Source organism: Streptomyces sp. NRRL B-24085, assembly GCF_001282115.1.
Taxonomy (GTDB): Bacteria; Actinomycetota; Actinomycetes; order Streptomycetales; family Streptomycetaceae; genus Streptomyces.
Window position 1 is genome coordinate 13,018 of record NZ_LJBR01000265.1, and the last position, 20,046, is coordinate 33,063.

The window sequence follows — 20,046 nt, forward strand, 5'->3', positions numbered from 1 at the left end:
GAGGCCCTGAGGCATCGAGGCATTGAGGCATTGAGGAGAACGCCGTGCTGCTGATCACCTGCCCCTGGTGCGGGCCGCGGAACGAGACGGAGTACCGCTACGGCGGACAGGCCCACGTCCCCTACCCGGACTCCCCCGCCGACCTCAGCGACGAGCAGTGGGCCGAGTACGTCTTCTACCGCGACAACCCCAAGGGCCCCTTCGCGGAGCGGTGGATGCACAGCATCGGCTGCCGCCGCTGGTTCAACGTCCTGCGCGACACCGCCACCCACGAGGTGCTGACCTCGTACCGGCCCGACGAGCCCCGCCCCGGAGGGAACCGATGACCGACCAGCGCTTCCGGCTGCCGCGAGGTGGCCGGATCGACCGCGGCACCCTGCTGCGATTCACCGTCGACGGACGGGAGTCGAGCGGTCACCCCGGCGACACACTCGCCTCGGCGATGCTGGCGAACGGCCTGATCGAGGTCGCCCCCTCGCTCTACCGCGGCCGCCCGCGCGGCATCGTCGCCGCGGGCGTCGAGGAGCCGAACGCCCTGGTGCAGCTGGGCGGTTCGTGCTCGGAGGGCATGCTCCCGGCCACCACCGTCGAGCTGTACGACGGGCTGTCCGCGACCACGCTCTCCGGGATGGGCCGGCTCGACCCCACCCCGGACCCCGCTGTCTACGACAAGAAGTACGTGCACACCGACGTGCTGGTCGTCGGCGCCGGACCGGCGGGCCTCGCGGCGGCCTCCGCTGCCGCCGCCTCCGGCGCCCGCGTGCACCTCGTCGACGAGCGGCCCGGGCCGGACTCCTGGGAGGGGGCGGAGGAACTGCGCGCGGCCCTCGACGCCGCGCCCGAGGCCGTCGTACTGCACCGGACCACGGCCTTCGGGTCGTACGACGACAACTACGTGCTGGCGCTCGAGCGGCGCACCGACCACCTCGGCGCGGACGCCCCCGAGGGGGTCTCGCGGCAGCGGCTGTGGCACATCCGGGCGCGCCAGGTCGTGCTCGCGACCGGCGCGCACGAACGCCCGCTGGTCTTCGCGGGCAACGACCGGCCCGGCGTGATGCTCGCCGGGGCCGTGCGCACCTACCTCGACCGGTACGCCGTGGCGCCGGGTTCGCGGGCCGTGGTGGCCACGACCAACGACAGCGCCTACGACACGGTCGCCGGTCTGTGCGCGGCCGGGATCCCCGTGGCCGTCGTCGTGGACGCGCGTCCCGAACTGTCCGAGCGGGCCGCCGAGGTGTCCGCGGAGACCGGAGTGCGGGTCCTGACCGGCAGTACCGTGGTGGACACGGCGGGCGAGCACCGGCTGACCGCGGTCACCGTCCAGGGACTCGACGCCGAGGGCCGGCCGACGGGCGCGGCCCGGTCGTTCGACTGCGACCTGCTCGCCGTGTCGGGCGGCTGGAGCCCGGTGGTGCACCTGCACTCGCAGCGCCAGGGCAGGCTGCGCTGGGACGCGGACCTCGTCGCGTTCGTGCCGGACGGGACCGTACGGGACCAGCAGGTCGTGGGGGCGGCCCGGGGGACGTACGACCTCGGCGGCTGTCTGGCCGAGGGGGCGCGGGCCGGAGCGCTGGCGGCGACGGCGGCCGGCTTCCCGGTGCCCGTGCCGGCCGAGAGCCCACGGCGCGCGCCCGCTCCGACGCGCGCCCTGTGGCTGGTGCCCGCCCCCGAGGGCGAACCCGGCACGTGGGACAGCCACTTCGTCGATCTCCAGCGCGATGTGACGGTCGCCGACGTCTGGCGCTCCACCGGTGCCGGGATGCGCGGCGTCGAGCACGTCAAGCGGTACACCTCGCTCGGCACGGCGAACGACCAGGGCAAGACGTCCGGGGTCAACGCGATCGGGGTGATCGCCGAGGCCCTCGGCGGTTCCCCGGGCGAGATCGGCACCACGGCCTACCGGGCGCCGTACACGCCGATCGCCTTCGCCGCCCTGGCGGGGCGGGAACGGGGCGCGCTGTTCGACCCGGAGCGGACCACCTCGATCCACGGCTGGCATGTGGCGCACGGCGCGGAGTTCGAGGACGTCGGACAGTGGAAGCGCCCCCGGTACTACCCGCAGGCCGGTGAGGACATGGACGCGGCCGTGGCGCGCGAGTGCCGGGCGGCCCGGGAGGGGGTGGCGTTCATGGACGCCTCCACCCTCGGCAAGATCGAGATCCGGGGCGCGGACGCGGGCGAGTTCCTCAACCGGATCTACACCAACGCCTTCAAGAAGCTGAAGCCCGGCACGGGCCGCTACGGCGTGATGTGCAAGCCCGACGGCATGATCTTCGACGACGGTGTGACGCTCCGCCTCGACGACGACCGCTACTTCATGACCACGTCGACCGGCGGCGCCGCGAACGTCCTGGACTGGCTGGAGGAGTGGCTCCAGACCGAGTGGCCCGAACTCGACGTGCACTGCACCTCGGTGACCGAGCAGTGGGCCACGATCGCCGTCGTGGGCCCGCAGTCACGCGCGGTCGTCGCCCATCTCGCCCCGGACGTCGACCTGTCGAACGAGGCCTTCCCGTTCATGGCCTTCCGCGAGACGACCCTGGCCTCCGGTGTTCCGGCCCGGATCTGCCGGATCTCCTTCTCCGGCGAGCTGGCCTACGAGATCAACGTCTCGGCCTGGTACGGCCTTTCGGTCTGGGAGGAGGTGGACGCGGTCGGCAGGCCGTACGGCATCACCCCGTACGGCACCGAGGCGATGCACGTCCTGCGCGCCGAGAAGGGCTACATCATCGTCGGCCAGGACACCGACGGGACGGTCACCCCGCAGGACGCGGGCATGGGCTGGGTGGTCTCCCGGCAGAAGGACTTCATCGGCAAGCGGTCCTTCGCCCGCGCCGACACCTCCCGCACCGACCGCAAGCAGTTGGTCGGCCTGCTCCCGGCCGACCGCACGACCCGGCTGCCCGAGGGCACCCAACTCGTCGCACCCGACGTCGACTTGGGGCAGGTGCCGGTGCCGATGCTCGGCCATGTCACCTCCAGCTACCACAGCCCGGCCCTCGGCCGCCCCTTCGCCCTCGCCCTGGTCGCCGACGGCCGGGCGAGGAAGGGCCAGACCCTGCTCGCCCCGGTGGGCGAGGCACTGGTGCCGGTCGAGGTGACCGACTTCGTCCTCTACGACCCCGAAGGGACCAGGCGAGATGGCTGAACCGAGCACAGCGGGCCCGGTGGCCCTGCGCACCAGTCCCCTGTCCCACCTGGAGGAGCTGATGCGCGCCGCCGCCGTCACCGGCGCCCGGGGCGTCACGCTGGCCGAGCTGCCGTTCCTCACGATGGTGAACGTACGGGTCGACCCCGCATCGGCGGCGGCCGGCCGGATCGGGGCGGCACTGGGGGCGCCGCTCCCCCGCCACTGCGGCGACACCGCGTCCCGAGGCGACCGTACGGCGGTCTGGCTGGGCCCCGACGAGTGGCTCGTGCTGTCCCGGACCGACGCCGGCACCGTGACCGCGGAACTGCGGGAGGCCCTCGGGGACGACCCCGGTTCGGTCGTGGACGTGTCGGCGAACCGCACCACCCTGGAGCTGAGCGGCCCCTGTGCCCGGGAGGTGCTGGAGAAGGGCTGCCCGCTGGATCTGCACCCCCGCGCCTTCGGCCCGGGCCGCGCGGTGTCGACCACGGTCGGTCCGGTCGCGGTGCTGCTGTGGCAGACCGACGACGCCCCGGCCTACCGTCTGCTGCCGCGGTCGTCGTTCGCCGACTACCTGGCCCGCTGGCTCGTCGACGCGATGAGCGAGTACGGCCGGCCGTGAACACACCGGCAGGTTCGCGCACACGTGTGCCCTCCCCCTCACACGTGGTCGCCAGGTGTCCCGCGCGGTTAGGGTCGTGGCGGACAGGTGTGACGGCCGGGAGGGCAAGGGATGAGCGGGATACCGGGGGACGCCGGCCCGGTGCGGGACGCGGCACTGACCCGGGCCGCGCAGGCGGGTGACGTGACGGCTGTGGCCCTGCTGCTGGAGCGGCACCGGCCGGGGATGCGCGCGGTGGCGCTCAGCCTGCTCGGGCCGGGTCCGGACGTGGACGACGTGCTCCAGGAGGCGGCCCTGGTCGCGCTGCGCCGGATCGTGGACGTCCGCGACCCGGAGGCGGTGGGGCCGTGGCTGCGCATGGTCGTGCGCAACGCCTGCCGGACGCTGCTGCGCGCCTCCCGCCGGGTCGAGCCCGTGGCGACGGTGCCGACGCGGCCGTACGACACCGCCCTGTCGTCTCCCGAGGAGGTCCTGGAGAGCCACGCGCTGCGGGACTGGGTGTGGGAGGCCGTCGAGTCCTTGTCCCCGGCCCTGCGGCTGCCGGTCGTGCTGCGCTACTTCTCCACCGGGATCACCTCGTACCAGCAGGTGGCGGAGGCCTGCGCGGTTCCCGTGGGCACCGTGCGCAGCCGGCTCGGCCAGGCGCGCCGCGCCCTCGCCCGGGCGCTCACCGCCACCGCGGCCGGCGCCCACGGGGATGCGGCTCGCCGTACCGAGGCGAGCTGGCAGGAGGCGCGTGCGACGCTCGCGGCCGCCGAGCGCGGCGAGTTCGCCAAGGTGGTCAGGGACCGGTACTCCCCCGAGGTGTCGCTCCTGGCCGGCGGCCGCCGCCTGGGCGGGGCCGACCTCATGCTCGCCGGGATGGACGGCGACCTGTCGGCGGGTGTGCGCCAGCGGCCCGTGCACGTGGTGGCCGGACGGTCCCTGGTCGTCTGGGAGATGGAGCTGGTCAACCCGCCCGACGCCCCCGACCACTGTCCGCCCGGTGTCGCCTGGATCATGTCCCTCGACGGTGGCCGCTTCGACCGTGTCAGCCTCCACCACGCGGCCCGGCCCCAGGCCGCGCCCGCTCCCGCCGCGGCCTGAGTCCGCCTGCCATAGAGAGTGGCACAGGTCACAGGCCGTCGATACGACTTCTCGGCCTCCGGTGCGTCCTGTCGGTGTCACAGCCACCCGCGGACCCATGGAGATCCCGATGAACACCCACACCGACCCCCTGTCCCCCGGTACCCACACGTACCGGACGGGCGGCATCGTCCAGCGCTATCACGTCCACGGCAGCGGCCCGGTGTGCGTGGCGCACCCGGGCGGTCCCGGCATCTTCTGGGAGTACCTGCGCATGCCGGCTCTCGAGGAGCACCTGACGATGGTCTACGTCGAGCCCGTCGGCACCGCGGAGGACAGCCGTCTGCCCTCGCACCCGCACGGCTACACCCGGGAGCGCTACAGCCGTTTCCTCCAGGTGCTGATCAACCGCCTCGGGGTGCCCGGGGTGCATCTGCTGGGGCATTCGCACGGCGCGTTCGTGGCGGCCCACCACGCCCTGCACCGGCCCGAGCAGGTGAAGGGTGTCGTGCTGTACGAGGGCGCGCCCGTCACCGGTCCCGAACACGGCGCGGAGGCGGCCCGCCGGGTGGAGGCGTTCGCCGCGCGGCACGCCGGCCACCCCCGACTGCCCGACGTACTGGCCGCGTTCGGCGCTATGGCCCACATCTCCAGCGACGAGCAGACCGTGGCGGTCGCCCGCAGTGTGCTGCCCTCGTACTTCGCCGACTACTGGGGCGACGAGGAGCGACTGGCCCCGTTCCGGGACGCGGTCCGGGCCACGTACATCTCGGGCCTGGACGAGGACCTGGTGCCCGAGGCGATCGACGACCGCACCGCACTGACGGGCCTGGAGCCGCCCGCCCTGGTCGTCGTGGGCCGGCACGACGTCATCTGCGGCCCGCGCTGGGCGTTCGAGCTGGACGAGCTGATCCCCGACTCGCGGCTGCTGGTGCTCGAGAACAGCGGGCACATGGGACACGTCGAGGAGCCCGAGCTGTTCGCGGAAGCGGTCCGCGACTTCGTCCTGCGGACCGGCACCGTGTAGTCCCCGACAGGACGTCGCGACGTGCGTCGGCCCCTCGTCGGGCCGACGCACGTGGTCCCCGGGCGGGGGAGGCACACGAAAAAAAGGCCCCCGCAGGCTCTCGCCTGCGAAGACCTTTCGCACCGTCGGGACGACAGGATTTGAACCTGCGACCCCTTGACCCCCAGTCAAGTGCGCTACCAAGCTGCGCCACGTCCCGGTGCCCGTCTGACCTGGGCTTTCCCCTGGCCGAACGTGCAGAGAAACCATACCGCACTCGGGTCGGTGGTCGCGCACTCCTTTCTCCGCTTGACCTCGACTTTGGTTGAGGTTGCACGATCGTCGGTATGACGATCACCGAGGAACGCGGACAGAGGTACGGCTACGACGACCTGCCCCGGCTCATGGGGCTGATGACGGGCGACGAGAAGCACGGACCGGCGGCCACGTCCACGCTGGACGTGCTGTGGGTGCTCTACGACCGTGTGCTGCGGGTGCGCCCGGAGCGACCCGACGCCCCCGGGCGGGACCGGTTCCTGCTGTCCAAGGGGCACGGCCCGATGGCGTACTACGCGGTGCTGGCCGCGAAGGGGTTCCTGCCCGTGGACTGGCTGCCCGGGTTCGGTTCGTACGACTCGCCCCTCGGCCACCACCCGGACCGCGTACTGGTGCCGGGAGCCGAGATCGGCAGCGGTTCGCTCGGCCACGGGCTGCCGATCGGCGTCGGCACCGCGCTGGGGCTGCGCGCCCAGGGCCTCGACGATCCGCGGGTGTGGGTGCTGGTCGGGGACGCCGAGCTGGACGAGGGCAGCAACCACGAGGCGATCGCCTTCGCCGGGCCCGCCGGGCTCGACCGTCTGCACACGGTCGTCGTCGACAACGCCTCCGCCAGCCATGCCCGGCCCGGGGGAATCGCGGCCCGTTTCGAGGCCGCCGGCTGGTCCGCGGTCACCGTGGACGGCCGTGACCACGAGGCGCTGTACGCCGCCTTCACCGCGCCGCATCCGGGCCGGCCGCACGTGGTGGTGGCCCGCGTCGAGCCGAAGTCCGCCTGAGCATCCGATTCCGAGAGAGGTTCACCGCTCCATGGACACCATGCGTGAGCGTTTCACCACCGTCGTCTCGCGACTGCTGGACGAGGATCCCCGGGTCGCGGTCGTCCTCGCCGAGATCGGCCGGGACGGCTTCACCGAGGCGGCCCGCCGGCATCCCGACCGGGTCGTCAACGTCGGCATCCGCGAACAGCTCCTCGTCGGGGCGGGCGCCGGCCTGGCGCTGACCGGGCTGCGGCCCGTGCTGCACACCTTCGCCAGCTTCCTCGTCGAGCGGCCCTTCGAGCAGGTCAAGCTGGACCTGGGACACCAGGACACGGGGGCGGTCCTGGTGAGCGCGGCCGCGTCCTTCGACTGGCCCGCGGGCGGATACACGCACATGGCGCCCGGCGACGTGGCCCTGCTGGACACCCTCGACGGCTGGACCGTCCATGTGCCGGGCCACCCCGACGAGGCCGAGACCCTGCTGCGGCACGCCGTCGCCGCGGGCGACGACAAGGTGTACGTACGGCTGTCCCTCCAGGCCAACCGGGAGGCGCTCCCCGTCGACGGCGAGCGGTTCCGCACCGTGCGCGAGGGACGCTCCGGGGTCGTGGTGGCCGTCGGGCCGATGCTCGACAACGTGCTCGCCGCCACGGACGGCCTCGACGTCACCGTCCTGTACGCGACGACCGTACGGCCCTTCGACGCGGCCGCGCTGCGCCGGGCCACCGGGGCGGCGACCACCGATGTCGTCCTGGTCGAGCCCTACCTGGCGGGCACCTCGACCGCGGCGGCGAACGACGCCCTGGCTGACGTGCCGCACCGGGTGCTGGGCCTGGGCGTGGGCCGCCGTGAGCTGCGGCGGTACGGCACGATCGAGGAACACGTCGGCGCGCACGGGCTGGGCGCGCGGTCGCTGCGGGAGCGGATCGGCGCCTTCCTCACCCCCTAGGCAGCCCCAGCTCCGGGTAGGCGTCGAGCAGCCGGGTCGGGGCCGCCTGCCGCCAGGAGTCGGCGAGGATGTCCTGCAGCTCGCCCTCGTCCTCGATGGCCGCGAGCCGGGCACGCACCCACGCGAACTGCGCCTCGTGGTCGGCGATCCAGAACTTCTCCGGCTCGGCCAGCACCAGCTCGTCGCGCTCCTCCTTGGGGCAGCGCACGGCGATGGAGGTCTCGTCCTCGGGCAGCGTGGCGAACATCTTGTCCGCGACCCGGAACGTGGGCATGCTCCAGGCGATCTTCTCCGTCGTGTCCGGGAGGGACAGGGCGACACGGCGTACGTCTTCGGCGTCCGGCATGACAGGCACCGTAGCGGCTGCCACTGACAATCACCTGGTCGGAGCGGTGCCCGTGAGCCGCTTGTAGTAGAGCGTCGTCGGCCGGAGCACCCCGGCGGGGTCCGCCGCGTAGTCGGGGATGACGCCGGCGCGGGTCCAGCCGGCCGAGCCGTAGAGGCGCTCGGCGGGGCTGTCGGTCTCGGTGTCCAGGTGGAGCAGGGTGATGCCGGCCGAGCGGGCGGCGTGCTCAGCGGTGCCGAGGAGCCGGCGCCCGAGGCCGTGCCCGCGCGCGTCCCGGTGCACCATCAGCTTGACCAGCTCCGCGCGGTGCCGGGAGTTGGGCTTGTCGGGGAAGGCGAGGCCGACGGTGCCGACCGCGCGCTGACCGTCGAGCGCCGCCCACACCGCCACGCGCCCCGCGGCCACCGCGCCGGCGCGTTCCTTCCACCAGGCGACGGCCGCCGCGCGGTCCATCGGTGCGAGGAATCCGACGGAGGCTCCGCCGTCCACGGTGTCGACGAGAAGCTCCGCCAACTCATCTGCGTAATGGGCTAGTTGGTCCTCGTCGAGGCGGTTGATGATCACGGCAGGACCACCGCCAGCACGTACCGCGCCGCATCGGGGCCCGCGCATCGGAAGCGCGTCGGGCCCCACACCCGCAGCCGCAGGCAGTCCCCGGTGCCGAGGTGGTGCCCGACGTCCTGGGCGGTGACGTCGAGCGTGCCCTCCAGGACCCAGATGTGCTGCTCAAGGCCGGGTACGGGCGGCCGGTCGTAGGCGATGTCGGCGCCGGCGGCGAGCCGTCCCTCGACGAGTTCACCGCGCAGTCCGGGGTGCGGCGGCGACACGGACCTCCGGACGAACCCGGAGGCCCGGTCCTCCCACACCGGCTGGTCGGCGTCCCGCACCAGCGGGGCGGGCTCGGTCTCGACCTCGCTCAGCAGTTGGGACATGGTCCGCCCGTACACCCCGCACAACTGGTTGAGCAGCGAGGCCGTGGGGCTGATCTCGGCCCGCTCGGCGCGGGAGAGGGTGGACTTGCTGACTCCGCTGCGCTCGGCCAACTCGCCCAGGGACCAGCCCCGTTCGGCCCGCAGCTCGGCGAGCCGAAGGCCGAGGCGGGTGTCGACCGGGTCGGGCCCGGACCCATCACGTTTCACATCCGGGAAGCTATCCCAGATACGGGACGGACCGCTACCCCTCCCACCGAACGCCGCGGGCGTCGGCTCCAGCGCGGGCATCGCCCGTACCACCCGCTTCGCTGTTCCCTACTCCTGGGAGACGGACCGGAGCGCGTCGAGGACGGGACGGATCAGGGGGTGTTCCTCGGCTCCGCGCCGTACGGCCGCGAAGACCCGGCGCGTGGGGGCCACCCCGTCGACGGGCCGTACGACCACTCCCGTGAGGTCCATCCCGATCAGCGCCGAACGCGGTACCAGTGCCACTCCCGCGTCCGCCGAGGCCAGGGCGACCACCGCGCGGAAGTCGTCCGAGGAGTGCTCCAGGCGTGGCTGGAACCCGGCGTGCTCGCAGGCGAGGACCACGACGTCGTGGCAGGGGTTGCCCGGGTAGGGCCCGATCCACGGGTCCTTGGCGAGCTCCGCAAGCGGCACCTCGCCCGCGTCGGCCAGCCGGTGGCTCACCGGCACGACCGCGTCGAAGGGCTCGGCGTACAGCGGCACGTGCGCGAGGCGCGGGTCGTCGGCGGGCGGGGCCCCGCGGTACTCCACCGCTACCGCCACGTCGACCTGCCGGTCCAGGACCATCGGCAGGCTGGCGTCGCCCTCGGCGTCCTGGACGCGGATGCGGATGCCGGGTGCCGTCGCGGCGAGCCGGGCCACCGCGGGCGCCACGACCAGGGCGATCCCGGTCGCGAAGGCGGCGACGGTGACCGTGCCGGCCGCGCCCGAGCTGTAGGCGGCCAGCTCGGCCTCCGCCCGCTCCAGCTGGGCGAGGACCGCGTTGGTGTGGCTGAGCAGGATCTCACCGGCGGGGGTCAGCCGTACGCCCTTGGCGCCGCGCTCCACCAGGCGGTGGCCGGTCTCCTGCTCCAGGGCCGTGAGCTGCTGCGAGACCGCGGAGGGCGTGAGATAGAGCGCGGCGGCAGCCGCCGTGACCGTGCGGTGGTCGGCCACCGCACGGAGGATGTGGAGCCGCCGTGCCTCGATCATGGGATCGATTATCGCAACAGGTCCGGACTTACTCCGCCAGCTCGGCCCGGGCCGCGACGAAGGCGTCCACCGCCCGGTTCACGTCCTCGGTGGAGTGGGCCGCCGAGAGCTGCACCCGGATGCGTGCCTGTCCCTGCGGGACCACCGGGTACGAGAAGCCGATCACGTACACGCCCCGCTCCAGGAGCAGCTCCGCGAGGCGTCCCGCCTTCGCCGCGTCGCCGATCATCACGGGTGCGATGGCGTGGTCGCCGGGCAGGACGTCGAAGCCCTCCTCGGTCATCCGGCGCCGGAACAGGGCGGTGTTCTCGCGCAGCCGCACCCGCAGGTCGTCCGCCGACTCCAGCAGGTCGAGCACCTTCAGGGAGGCGGCGGCGATCACCGGGGCGAGCGTGTTGGAGAAGAGGTACGGCCGGGAGCGCTGGCGCAGGAGGGCGACGATCTCGGCGCGGGCGGCCACGTAGCCGCCGGAGGCGCCGCCGAGTGCCTTGCCGAGGGTGCCGGTGATGATGTCGACGCGGTCCATGACGCCGTGCAGCTCGGGGGTGCCGCGGCCCCCGGGGCCGACGAAGCCGACCGCGTGCGAGTCGTCGACCATGACCATGGCGTCGTAGCGGTCGGCGAGGTCGCAGATCTCCGCCAACGGCGCCACGTAGCCGTCCATCGAGAAGACGCCGTCGGTGACGACCAGCTTGCGCCGGGCGCCCGCGGCCTCCTTCAACTGCCTTTCCAGGTCGGCCAGATCACGGTTGGCGTAGCGGAACCGGCGGGCCTTGGACAGCCGAATGCCGTCGATGATCGACGCGTGGTTCAGGGCGTCGGAGATCACCGCGTCCTCGGGGCCCAGCAGGGTCTCGAAGACACCGCCGTTGGCGTCGAAGCAGGAGGAGTACAGGATCGTGTCTTCCTGGCCGAGGAAGGCGGAAAGCCGGGCCTCCAGCTCCTTGTGCACCTCCTGCGTCCCGCAGATGAAGCGGACCGAGGCCATGCCGTAGCCCCAGCGGTCCAGTGCCTCGTGGGCGGCGGCGACCACCTCGGGGTGGTCGGCGAGGCCCAGGTAGTTGTTGGCGCAGAAGTTCAGGACCTCGCCGGTGCGGCCGCCCGCGGACACGTGCACGGTCGCCGACTGCGGGGTGTCGATCACACGCTCGGGCTTGTGCAGTCCGGCGGCGCGGATCTCGTCGAGGGTGGCGCGCAGGTCGTCGCGCACGGAGTCGAACATCGTCAGTCCCTAAGTCAGTTGGTCCAGTCGAGGATGACCTTGCCGCCGCGGCCGCTCGCCGCGTCGGCGAACGCCGTCTCGAAGTCGCGGTAGCCGTACCGGCCGGTGATCACGGGGGCGAGGTCGAGGCCGCCCTCCAGGAGGACCGACATCGCGTACCAGGTTTCGAACATCTCCCGGCCGTAGATGCCCTTGATGGTGATCATGGACGTGACGATCCGGGCCCAGTCGACCGGGAACTCCGCGGCCGGCAGTCCCAGCATCGCGATCCGGCCGCCGTGCGTCATGTTGGCGATCATGTCGCGCAGGGCCTCCGGCCGCCCGGACATCTCCAGGCCGATGTCGAAGCCCTCGCGCAGGCCCAACTCCCGCTGTCCGTCGGCGATCCGCGCCTCCGACACGTTCAGCGCGAGGCTCACGCCGATCTTGCGGGCGAGTTCCAGGCGCTCCTCGCTGACGTCGGTGACCACGACGTTGCGGGCACCCGCGTGCCGGGCGACCGCCGCCGCCATCAGCCCGATCGGTCCGGCGCCGGTGATCAGCACGTCCTCGCCGACCAGCGGGAAGGACAGCGCGGTGTGCACGGCGTTGCCGAACGGGTCGAAGATCGCGGCCACGTCGAGGTCCACGGGGACGCGGTGCACCCACACGTTGGCGGCGGGCAGCACGACGTACTCCGCGAAGGCCCCGTCCCGGCCGACGCCGAGCCCGACCGTGGCCCGGCACAGGTGACGGCGCCCCGCGAGGCAGTTGCGGCACTTCCCGCAGACCAGGTGCCCCTCACCGCTCACCCGGTCGCCGGCCTTGATCTCCGTGACGTCGCGCCCGGTCTCCACGACCTCGCCGACGAACTCGTGCCCGAGCACGAGCGGGGTCCGGATCGCCTGCTGGGCCCAGCCGTCCCAGTTCCGGATGTGCAGATCGGTGCCGCAGATACCGGTACGCAGCACCTTGATCAGCACGTCACCGGGCCCGACGGCCGGCTCCGGGACGTCCGCGAGCCACAGCCCGGGCTCCGCCTTCTCCTTGACCAGCGCCTTCAAGGTACGGCTCCTGTGGGTACGAGGGGTGGAAACGCCCAGCAATCTGCCGTACGGCACCGCCGCGGTCCATCGAGACTTTCTTAAGCGGTGCCACAGCTCCGCTTCACACCTTCGCACGGACCTCGGGAACGCGCCGCCGCTCAGGGGACCGCCGAGCCGTGGGACGACCGGCGCCAGGCCGGCGGCGTAGGCCACCGGGGTGAGTCCGCACGGCCCGCCCATGGATGCGCCTCGCAGCCGGGCCCGGCGACATCGCGGGCCCGGCTTGCGGACACGGCACGGCGTGGAGTACCGACGCGCGGGCCCTAGTCGAGGCGGGAGACCTGGTAGTGGGCGATGTACCAGTCGTCCTCCACGCGGGTCAGGAGCACCGCCAGCTTGACCGCGAGCGGGGGCCGGTCCGTGAACGAGAACTCGACGTCCAGGTAGCCCAGGACGAGGCCGTCGGCCGGTCGCCGTGTCTCCAGGATCCGGTAGGCCGCCTTCAGGCCGGGCGGCTGGGAGTCGTAGTACTCGGCGACGCCCTGCCGTCCGACGCTGTAGGGGTGCAGTCCCTGGAAGACGGCGTCCTCGGTGAAGAGGGCGGCCACGTGCTCGGGGCGGTGGGCGTCGACACCTGACTTCCACCGGTCGAGGACCCCGCTCAGGATCGCCTTGTCATCGGCTTCGCTGGTCATGTCCGCTATTCCTTCCGTGAGTCGACGATTCATCAGTGACCGGCGCTCATGCCGCCGTCGACGTGCAGGATCTCGCCGGTGACGAACGGCGCCGTCTCCAGGAAGAGCACGGCGTCGACGATGTCGCTCATCTCGCCCATCCGTCCGACCGGGTGCAGGGCGGAGAGGAACTCGTGGGTCTCCTCGGGGTGCATGGGCGTCTTGATGGTGCCGGGCGACACGGCGTTGACGCGGATGCCGCGGGTGGCGTACTCGACGGCGAGGGACTTGGTGGCGGACTGGAGGCCGCCCTTGCTCAGCGAGGCGAGCACGGACGGGACCCTGGAGTCCGCGTTGTCGACGAGGCTGGTGGTGACGTTGACGATGTGGCCGCCGCCCTGGGCGAGCAGGTGCGGGACGGCCCGCTGGGTGAGGTGGAAGACACCGGCGACGTTGATGCCGGTCACGGTCGCGAAGTCCTCGGCCGTGTACTCGGTGAACGGCTTGGCGACGAAGACGCCCGCGTTGTTGACGACGGTGTCGACGCGCCCGAACCGTTCCACGGCGGCCGCGACGACACGCTCCGCGGTCGCCGGGTCGGCGATGTCGCCCTGGACGGTGAGGACGTCGGCGTCGTCGACGGGTGCGATGGTGCGCGAGGTGGCTACGACGGCGTAGCCGAGCTTGCGGTAGCCCTCGACGAGGGCGGCGCCGATGCCCTGCGAGGCGCCGGTGATGATCGCGACCTTCTGGTTCTGGGTGCTCATGGTGACCTTCTCCGAGTCCGTGACCGGTACTAGCCGACCGGTCGACTATTTGGAAGGTAGGCCGGTCCGCCGGGAGGGGGAAGGACCGGCTTCCTCCCGTCTGGGAGGCACCGGCTCCCAGCGCAGGTCAGCCGGGGATCGCGTACGGGTCGTCGGCGGGCAGCCAGGCGTCCGGGGCGTGGATGCCGAGATCGCCGACGTCCTCGCACAGCGCGTCGACGACGGCCAGGACACCGGCGCGGTCCTCGTTCTCGCGCCGCACCAGGGACCAGGTCCAGTACACCTTCGGTGCGACGATCTCGCGGCGGACCAGGTCCGGCGGGAGCGGACTCGTCTGTCCCTTGGGCGAGTTGACGACCGGGCGGGTGCAGCGGCGTACGTGGTCGAAGAAGGCGGGGCCGGTGATCGCGCCGTCGGAGATGCGGACCGTCCGGGCGCCGGTGGCCCGCGCGAGCTCCTCGCCGTACACGTTCCAGGACGCCCAGGCGGTGAGGTCGTCGTCGATCAGCACGTCGGCGTCCCGGGCCGGCACGTCGGGCACGTCGCCGCTGTCGCCGCCCCTGGACACGGCGTAGAGCCGGTCGGCGCCGATCAGCCGGGCCCGCAGCCCGAGCCTGCGCAGGTCGTCGGTGCGCACCCAGCACACGGCGAGGTCCAGGCTGCCGTCGGCGACGCGCGCGGCCTGGGTGTGGGAGGGGGCGACCCAGGCGTCGACGTGCACCTGGGCCACCGCCGCCGTACGCGTCATCAGGTCCGGGGGCAGCCAGTTGACGTATCCGAGCCGCACCGACTGCGAGCCGGACAGCCTGCCGGCCCGGTGTCTGAGGTCCTCGGCCCGGTCCAGGAGGGCGCGGGTGTGCGGGAGGAGGGCGGCACCGGCAGCGGTGAGGGACACCTTGCGGCGGTCCCGGTCGAACAGCCGGACGCCCAGGTCCCGTTCGAGCGCCTTGATCTGCTGGGAGAGCGAGGGACCGGCGATCAGGAGCCGCTCGGCGGCCCGGCCGAAGTTCAGCTCCTCGGCGACCGCGACGAAGTAGCGCAACTGACGCAGTTCCACGGGCGCCATCGTACGCGCGCTGGGAGGCTGCGCCTATCAGCAGCGAGGACGCCGGTCGTGGCATCGGCGCAGGTGAAGCGCGCACGATGGGCTCACCTACGACGAGCGGAGCGCGTCATGGAAGAGTTCCTGGTCGAGATCACCACCACCGTTCCCGAGGGCACCGGACAGGAGGAGGTCGACCGGCGGCGGGCCGCCGAGGCCGTCCGCGCGGGGGAACTGGCCGCCTCGGGCCATCTGGCCCGGCTCTGGCGTCCGGTGGGCGAGCTGCGCAGCATCGGCGTGTGGCGGGCCGCCGACGAGGAGGAGCTCCACGCGAACGTGCTCGGCACCCTGCCCCTGCGGCCGTGGATGACCCTCACCGTCACCCCGCTCCAGCCGCACCCCAACGACCCCGGCACGAAGTGAGCGCTCCCTCCCCCTGGCGTCACGTCATCCGGGCCGCGGCCGCGCTCGCGGCGGCCATGGGGGTCGGCCGCTTCGCCTACACCCCGATCCTGCCCCTGATGCACACCCAGGCGGGCCTGTCCGCCGGGGCCGGCGCGACCCTGGCCACCGCCAACTACGCCGGCTACCTCCTCGGCGCCCTCGCGGGCACCCTGGCCCCCGTCCTGGTCCGGTCGCGCGCCGTGCCGCGCGCCTGTCTGCTCCTGCTGACCGGCACCCTCGCCGCGATGCCCCTCACCCACAGCACCACCGTCTGGGCCGTGCTGCGGCTGCTGGCCGGCGTGGCGAGCGCCCTGGTGTTCGTCGTCGCGGCCGGGTCCCTCCTGCACCACCTGCGGGACCATCCGCCGCACCTGCCCGGCTGGGGGTTCGGCGGGGTCGGCGGCGGCATCGCGCTGTCCGGCCTGCTGGTCCTGGCGGTGCGGCCCGTCGGCGACTGGCGCACCGCCTGGTGGGCCGCCGCCGCCCTCACCGCACTGCTCGCCGCCGTCTCGTGGCACCTACGGCCGGACGAGGCCCCCGTCGCTCCCGTGGAGGGCACCGCCGCGAGGCCCCGCACGCACCGCTGGTTCGGGGCGCTGTTCGTCAGCTACACGCTGGAGGGCGTCGGATACATCGTCGCCGGCACCTTCCTGGTCGCCGCCGTCGGACAGGACTCCCCCGGCTGGATCGGCAGCGGCGCCTGGGTGCTCGTGGGCCTGGCCGCCGTACCGTCCGCGGCCTTGTGGGCCCGGCTGGGTCGCCGCTGGTCCCGCCCCGGGCTGCTGCTCACGGCCCTCGTGGTCCAGGCGGCCGGCATCGCGCTGCCCGCCCTGGTCGGCGGTACGGCAGCGGCCCTCGGCTCGGCGGTGCTGTTCGGCGCCACCTTCATCGGCGTCAGCACGCTCGCCCTGGCCGTCGGAGCACATCTGCGGTTTCCGCGCTCGGTCGCGCTGCTGACCGCCGGGTACTCGGTCGGTCAGATCCTGGGCCCCCTGACCGTGGCCCCGCTGCTGCACCACGGCTACCACCCGGCACTGCTGACGGCGGCCCTCGTGGTGCTGGCCGCGGCGGGGGCGGCCGGGGTGCTGCGCATCGGTTTTCCGCATCACATGGTCGTTTCGGGTGCCACGGTCCCCGATCAGCAGCGAGAATCGGCTCAGGACGCCCGGCCCAGCCCGGCCGGCCCCTGAGCCCGCACCGCCGCACCCGGCCGACCGACATGGAGCCGCCGATGACCACCGCACGGGATCTCGCGATCGTCGCCCTCGACGTGGCCGCCGACAAGCCGGTGGAGCAGGGCGATCTCTCGCTCGCGCTCGCGGCGGCCGAGGTGTTCGACCTGCTCGACGCCCGCGCCCTCGTCCTGGACGGCGACCGCCTCCTGCCCAACGCCCCGTCCCCCACCGGCGACCGCCTGCTGGACGAGGCCGCCGAGACCCTCGTACGGCAGGAACCGTACGAGTCGGTCGAGGACTGGCTGTGGCGCCGGGGCCGCGGGCTGTCCGCGGCCTACGTCGACGACCTGGAGCGGACCGGACTCACGGACCGGCGACGCGGCCGCCGGATCCCGCTGCGGACCGGGCGGACGGAGCTGGTCGACTCGGCGGCCCGGCGGCAGGCCGAGGAGCGCCTGGCGGCGGGCGAACCCGTCCTCGCCGCCCTCGCGGCCGCCGCCGGGATCGGCGGGGAACCGGCCGGGGAACTCGCCGACGAGGCGGCCGCCGTGCTGGCCGCGGTCGGGGACGCGGTGATGGAACTGGAGGCCGTGCGCCAGCGCAAGGTCATCGAGGACGCGGCCTTCGACAACGTCTGGCGCGGTTACTAGGAGCCGGTCACGCCGAGCAGCGCCCGGCAGTTGTCCCACAGCGCGCTCAGGCGCTGGGGGCTGTTGTAGAGCTTGGCGAACATCACCTGGCCCTCCAGTTGGGCCACCACCGCCCGCGCCGCCTGCCGGGTGTCGGGCACGGTGACCTCGCCGCGCTCCCGGGCCTCGGCGACGACGGCTTCCACCATGTCGACCTGCGCGTCGAAGATCTCCTGGAGCCGTCCGCGCACCGGCTCGGCGTGGTTGCTCAGCTCCAGAGCGAGGTTCCCGAACAGACAGCCCGCCACCGTGCCGCGGCCCTCCTGGACGGCGCGCTGGCCGGCCTCGGTCAGCTCGAAGAGCGCGCGCAACCGCCGCAGGGGATCCGTGTCCGCACCCAACGCGCTCTGCCACTCGGCCCGTTGGGCCGCCCAGTGCTCGTCGACGACGGCGAGCGCGAGGGCCTCCTTGGACTCGAAGAAGTAGTAGAAGCTGCCCTTAGGCACCCCGGCCGCCTTGCAGATCTCGGCCACGCCCAGCGCCGAGTAGCCGCGCCCCTCGATGAGTGAGCGCGCGGCACCGAGGATCTTCTCCTTGGCATCACTGGTGCGTCCCACACGGCAAGAGTACGCGGATACTAGACCGGTCGGCTAGAAAGAGAGCCGTCTCGCCCGTCACAGCACCGGGAGCCCGTCGGCGTGCCGTCGCTCCAGACGCGCGACCAGGTCCGCCGCCGACGACTTGATGGTCTCCAGGCCGGACTTCCCCCAGGGTCGCGGCTCCACATCGGCCGCGCACACCGTGCCCAGCACCATCCCCGTGGAGTCGATGAGCGGAGCCCCCAGGTAGGAGCGGATGCCGAACTCGTCGACGACCGGGTTGCCCGCGAACCGCGGGTAGTCACGGACGTCCTCCAGCACCAGCGCCTTGCGGCGGGCGACCACATGGGGGCAGAACCCATGGTCGCGCGCCATGTAGCGGCCCACTTCCGGCTTGGCCTCCTCGCCGTCCGCCGGGGGCCGGGGCGCGGGAATCCGGAGACCGGCGAAGAACTGCCGGTGCTCGCCCAGGAAGTTGACCATCGCGTACGGCGCTCCCGTGCGCTCGGCGAGCCGCTCGGCGAAGCTGTCCAGCGCGGGTTCCGGATACTCCCCGAGCCCGAGCAGGCGCAGTCTGCGCGCCCGGTCCGGGGCCTCCTTGTCCTCCGGGGTGAGCAGCAGCCGGCCGGCCGGGCGCGGTGGGTCGTAGCTCATGGGCGGCCGTCGCTGTCGACGTCGGTCATATGCGGCTCCGTGGCGGTGTGTGCGGGGGTCACATGTGGGCGCCGTGGCTCGGCGCGGGCGCCGGGCTGTGGGCGATGAGATGCCGTACGAGGGTGAGCAGGGTCTGCACACCGGAACTGGAGATCCGGGCGTCGCAGCGCACGATCGGAATCTCCGGCGGGAGGTCGATGGCGGCGCGGACCTCCTCGGGGTCGTAGCGGTACCCCCCGTCGAACTCGTTGATCGCGACGATGAATCCGAGGCCGCGCTGCTCGAAGAAGTCCACGGCCGCGAAGCAGTCCTCCAGTCTGCGGGTGTCGGCGAGGATCACCGCGCCGAGCGCGCCCTCGGAGAGCTCGTCCCACATGAACCAGAACCGCTCCTGTCCGGGCGTGCCGAACAGGTACAGGACGTGTTCCGGGTCGAGGGTGATCCGGCCGAAGTCCATGGCCACCGTCGTCTCGACCTTGTTCTCGATGCCGTCGAGGCTGTCGGTCGCGGCGCTGACCGTGGTGAGCAGTTCCTCCGTGCTGAGGGGGGCGATCTCGCTGACCGCGCCCACGAAGGTGGTCTTGCCTACCCCGAACCCTCCCGCCACCAGGATCTTCAGTGCGGTGGGGAAGGGATCAGAGCTGTCGTCGTAGTCCATCGAGCACTGCCTCCAGAAGAGCCCGGTCAGTCGGGTTGTGGGTGAACTCGGGGGGCTTGGTGGTCAGCGCCCCGCAGTCGACGAGGTCGGACAGCAGCACCTTGGTGACCACCGCCGGCAGCTTGAGATGGGCGGCGACCTCGGCGACCGAGACGGGCGCGCGGCACAGGTCGAGCGCCTGCGCGTGCTCGGGGCCGAGGTAGCCGATGGGGGTGGCACCGGTGGCCATCACGTGCGACAGCAGGTCGAACGCGATGGACGGCCGGGTGCGGCCGTTGCTGACCGTGAAGGGCCGCACCAGCCGCCCGGCCGCGTCGTCGAGCCAGGGCCCGTCGCCGGCCGCCGCCACGCTCAAGGCCTCATCGCCGGGGAATCGACGGTGTGCTGCCGGGGCGCGGTCACCAGGTAGGGGCGCACGCTCTTGACGAGCATCGCCATCTCGTAGCCGAGCACGGCGGCGTCGGCCTCGCGTCCCGCCAGGACGGCGAGACAGGTGCCGGAGCCGGCGGTGGTCACGAACAGCAGCGTCGAGTCGAGTTCGACGACGACCTGGCGGACCTCTCCTCCGTCGCCGAAGCGGACGCCCGCGCTGCGGCCGAGGGAGTACAGGCCGGAGGCCAGGGCCGCCATGTGGTCGGCGCTGTCCCCGTCGAGGCCGTGGACCGACTTCACGAGCCCGTCGCAGGACAGCAGAACCGCGCTGCTGGTGTGCGGCACGCGCTGCACGAGGCCGCTCATCAGCCAGTCGAGATCGGATACATGGCCGGTCGGCGCTTCGCTCGCCATGGTGGATCGACTCCTTGAGGTACGAAGGTCTGCGGGAGCACTGGGGGGTGGGGTGATACACAGGGG

Annotated in this window: 24 protein-coding genes and 1 tRNA gene; 10 read left to right on the forward strand and 15 right to left on the reverse strand. The window is 72.8% G+C overall.

Annotated elements, in window-relative coordinates; translation table 11 throughout:
- The first annotated feature begins 44 nt into the window (after window positions 1-44).
- The 5 genes from AOJ26_RS27100 to AOJ26_RS27120 all read left to right on the forward strand — a co-directional run bounded on the left by AOJ26_RS27100 (window position 45) and on the right by AOJ26_RS27120 (window position 5,844).
- Window positions 45-326: a sarcosine oxidase subunit delta gene (locus AOJ26_RS27100; protein WP_053850975.1), complete on the forward strand. Its 282-nt coding sequence runs from the start codon at window positions 45-47 to the stop codon at window positions 324-326.
- On the forward strand, window positions 323-3,148 hold the full coding sequence (locus AOJ26_RS27105) for a sarcosine oxidase subunit alpha family protein (protein WP_053850976.1): 2,826 nt from the start codon (window positions 323-325) through the stop codon (window positions 3,146-3,148). The genes AOJ26_RS27100 and AOJ26_RS27105 overlap by 4 nt, the downstream gene beginning before the upstream one ends.
- Window positions 3,141-3,752, forward strand: coding sequence for a sarcosine oxidase subunit gamma (locus tag AOJ26_RS27110; protein WP_053850977.1), 612 nt, complete (start codon window positions 3,141-3,143; stop codon window positions 3,750-3,752). Before AOJ26_RS27105 ends, AOJ26_RS27110 begins: the two co-directional genes overlap by 8 nt.
- 111 nt (window positions 3,753-3,863) lie before the next feature.
- Window positions 3,864-4,838, forward strand: a complete 975-nt coding sequence (locus AOJ26_RS27115; RefSeq protein ID WP_053850978.1) for an RNA polymerase sigma factor — start codon at window positions 3,864-3,866, stop codon at window positions 4,836-4,838.
- Between the two features lie 109 nt (window positions 4,839-4,947).
- Window positions 4,948-5,844: an alpha/beta fold hydrolase gene (locus AOJ26_RS27120; protein WP_078960043.1), complete on the forward strand. Its 897-nt coding sequence runs from the start codon at window positions 4,948-4,950 to the stop codon at window positions 5,842-5,844.
- Window positions 5,845-5,969: 125 nt separating this feature from the next.
- Here AOJ26_RS27120 and AOJ26_RS27125 read toward each other — a convergent pair.
- Window positions 5,970-6,043, reverse strand: a tRNA-Pro gene (locus AOJ26_RS27125).
- Window positions 6,044-6,170: 127 nt separating this feature from the next.
- Here AOJ26_RS27125 and AOJ26_RS27130 point away from each other — a divergent pair.
- Both AOJ26_RS27130 and AOJ26_RS27135 read left to right on the forward strand, forming a co-directional pair.
- Window positions 6,171-6,878 (forward strand): transketolase, encoded by a 708-nt coding sequence (locus tag AOJ26_RS27130; protein ID WP_053850980.1) that lies wholly within the window; start codon window positions 6,171-6,173, stop codon window positions 6,876-6,878.
- 31 nt (window positions 6,879-6,909) lie between these two features.
- A complete protein-coding gene (locus tag AOJ26_RS27135; protein ID WP_053850981.1) occupies window positions 6,910-7,809 on the forward strand; it encodes a transketolase family protein in 900 nt (299 codons plus the stop codon).
- On the opposite strand, the gene AOJ26_RS27140 is transcribed toward AOJ26_RS27135, so the two are convergent.
- The 9 genes from AOJ26_RS27140 to AOJ26_RS27180 form a co-directional block, all read right to left on the reverse strand.
- The gene (locus AOJ26_RS27140; protein ID WP_053850982.1) at window positions 7,799-8,155 is read right to left on the reverse strand and encodes an MmcQ/YjbR family DNA-binding protein; all 357 of its coding nucleotides are present in this window, start codon (window positions 8,153-8,155) and stop codon (window positions 7,799-7,801) included. The genes AOJ26_RS27135 and AOJ26_RS27140 overlap by 11 nt on opposite strands.
- Before the next feature lie 30 nt (window positions 8,156-8,185).
- Window positions 8,186-8,719, reverse strand: coding sequence for a GNAT family N-acetyltransferase (locus AOJ26_RS27145; RefSeq protein ID WP_053850983.1), 534 nt, complete (start codon window positions 8,717-8,719; stop codon window positions 8,186-8,188).
- Window positions 8,716-9,294 (reverse strand): helix-turn-helix domain-containing protein, encoded by a 579-nt coding sequence (locus tag AOJ26_RS27150; protein WP_053850984.1) that lies wholly within the window; start codon window positions 9,292-9,294, stop codon window positions 8,716-8,718. The genes AOJ26_RS27145 and AOJ26_RS27150 overlap by 4 nt, the downstream gene beginning before the upstream one ends.
- 108 nt (window positions 9,295-9,402) lie before the next feature.
- On the reverse strand, window positions 9,403-10,305 hold the full coding sequence (locus AOJ26_RS27155; protein ID WP_053850985.1) for a LysR family transcriptional regulator: 903 nt from the start codon (window positions 10,303-10,305) through the stop codon (window positions 9,403-9,405).
- Between the two features lie 28 nt (window positions 10,306-10,333).
- A complete protein-coding gene (locus AOJ26_RS27160) occupies window positions 10,334-11,527 on the reverse strand; it encodes a glycine C-acetyltransferase (RefSeq protein ID WP_053850986.1) in 1,194 nt (397 codons plus the stop codon).
- A gap of 14 nt (window positions 11,528-11,541) precedes the next feature.
- Entirely contained in the window at window positions 11,542-12,570 is a 1,029-nt protein-coding gene (gene tdh, locus AOJ26_RS27165) for an L-threonine 3-dehydrogenase (protein ID WP_053850987.1), read from the reverse strand.
- A gap of 305 nt (window positions 12,571-12,875) precedes the next feature.
- Window positions 12,876-13,247, reverse strand: coding sequence for a YybH family protein (locus AOJ26_RS27170; RefSeq protein ID WP_053850988.1), 372 nt, complete (start codon window positions 13,245-13,247; stop codon window positions 12,876-12,878).
- A gap of 32 nt (window positions 13,248-13,279) precedes the next feature.
- Window positions 13,280-13,993 (reverse strand): SDR family NAD(P)-dependent oxidoreductase, encoded by a 714-nt coding sequence (locus tag AOJ26_RS27175; RefSeq protein WP_053850989.1) that lies wholly within the window; start codon window positions 13,991-13,993, stop codon window positions 13,280-13,282.
- A gap of 127 nt (window positions 13,994-14,120) precedes the next feature.
- The gene (locus AOJ26_RS27180; RefSeq protein WP_053850990.1) at window positions 14,121-15,059 is read right to left on the reverse strand and encodes a LysR family transcriptional regulator; all 939 of its coding nucleotides are present in this window, start codon (window positions 15,057-15,059) and stop codon (window positions 14,121-14,123) included.
- Between the two features lie 108 nt (window positions 15,060-15,167).
- Here AOJ26_RS27180 and AOJ26_RS27185 point away from each other — a divergent pair, with 108 nt between their 5' ends.
- The 3 genes from AOJ26_RS27185 to AOJ26_RS27195 are packed head-to-tail and all read left to right on the forward strand — an operon-like array spanning window position 15,168 to window position 17,304.
- Window positions 15,168-15,458 carry a muconolactone Delta-isomerase family protein gene (locus AOJ26_RS27185; RefSeq protein WP_053850991.1) on the forward strand — a complete coding sequence of 97 codons (291 nt, stop codon included), beginning with the start codon at window positions 15,168-15,170 and terminating at the stop codon, window positions 15,456-15,458.
- A 56-nt stretch (window positions 15,459-15,514) separates the two neighbouring features.
- Window positions 15,515-16,669 carry a YbfB/YjiJ family MFS transporter gene (locus AOJ26_RS27190; RefSeq protein ID WP_078960044.1) on the forward strand — a complete coding sequence of 385 codons (1,155 nt, stop codon included), beginning with the start codon at window positions 15,515-15,517 and terminating at the stop codon, window positions 16,667-16,669.
- Window positions 16,670-16,710: 41 nt separating this feature from the next.
- Window positions 16,711-17,304: a GPP34 family phosphoprotein gene (locus AOJ26_RS27195; RefSeq protein ID WP_053850993.1), complete on the forward strand. Its 594-nt coding sequence runs from the start codon at window positions 16,711-16,713 to the stop codon at window positions 17,302-17,304.
- Here AOJ26_RS27195 and AOJ26_RS27200 read toward each other — a convergent pair.
- From AOJ26_RS27200 to AOJ26_RS27220, 5 genes are read right to left on the reverse strand one after another with little or no spacing between them, the layout of a single operon-like run.
- Window positions 17,301-17,900, reverse strand: a complete 600-nt coding sequence (locus AOJ26_RS27200; RefSeq protein ID WP_053850994.1) for a TetR/AcrR family transcriptional regulator — start codon at window positions 17,898-17,900, stop codon at window positions 17,301-17,303. The two genes, AOJ26_RS27195 and AOJ26_RS27200, sit on opposite strands and share 4 nt — an antisense overlap.
- A 57-nt stretch (window positions 17,901-17,957) precedes the next feature.
- Window positions 17,958-18,536 (reverse strand): GAF domain-containing protein, encoded by a 579-nt coding sequence (locus tag AOJ26_RS27205; RefSeq protein WP_053850995.1) that lies wholly within the window; start codon window positions 18,534-18,536, stop codon window positions 17,958-17,960.
- Between the two features lie 58 nt (window positions 18,537-18,594).
- Complete coding sequence (locus tag AOJ26_RS27210) at window positions 18,595-19,194, reverse strand: GTP-binding protein (protein WP_007386183.1); 600 nt, start codon at window positions 19,192-19,194, stop codon at window positions 18,595-18,597.
- Entirely contained in the window at window positions 19,172-19,543 is a 372-nt protein-coding gene (locus AOJ26_RS27215) for a DUF742 domain-containing protein (protein ID WP_037716095.1), read from the reverse strand. Before AOJ26_RS27215 ends, AOJ26_RS27210 begins: the two co-directional genes overlap by 23 nt.
- A gap of 2 nt (window positions 19,544-19,545) precedes the next feature.
- Window positions 19,546-19,980 carry a roadblock/LC7 domain-containing protein gene (locus tag AOJ26_RS27220; RefSeq protein WP_053850996.1) on the reverse strand — a complete coding sequence of 145 codons (435 nt, stop codon included), beginning with the start codon at window positions 19,978-19,980 and terminating at the stop codon, window positions 19,546-19,548.
- Between the last annotated feature and the right edge of the window lie 66 nt (window positions 19,981-20,046).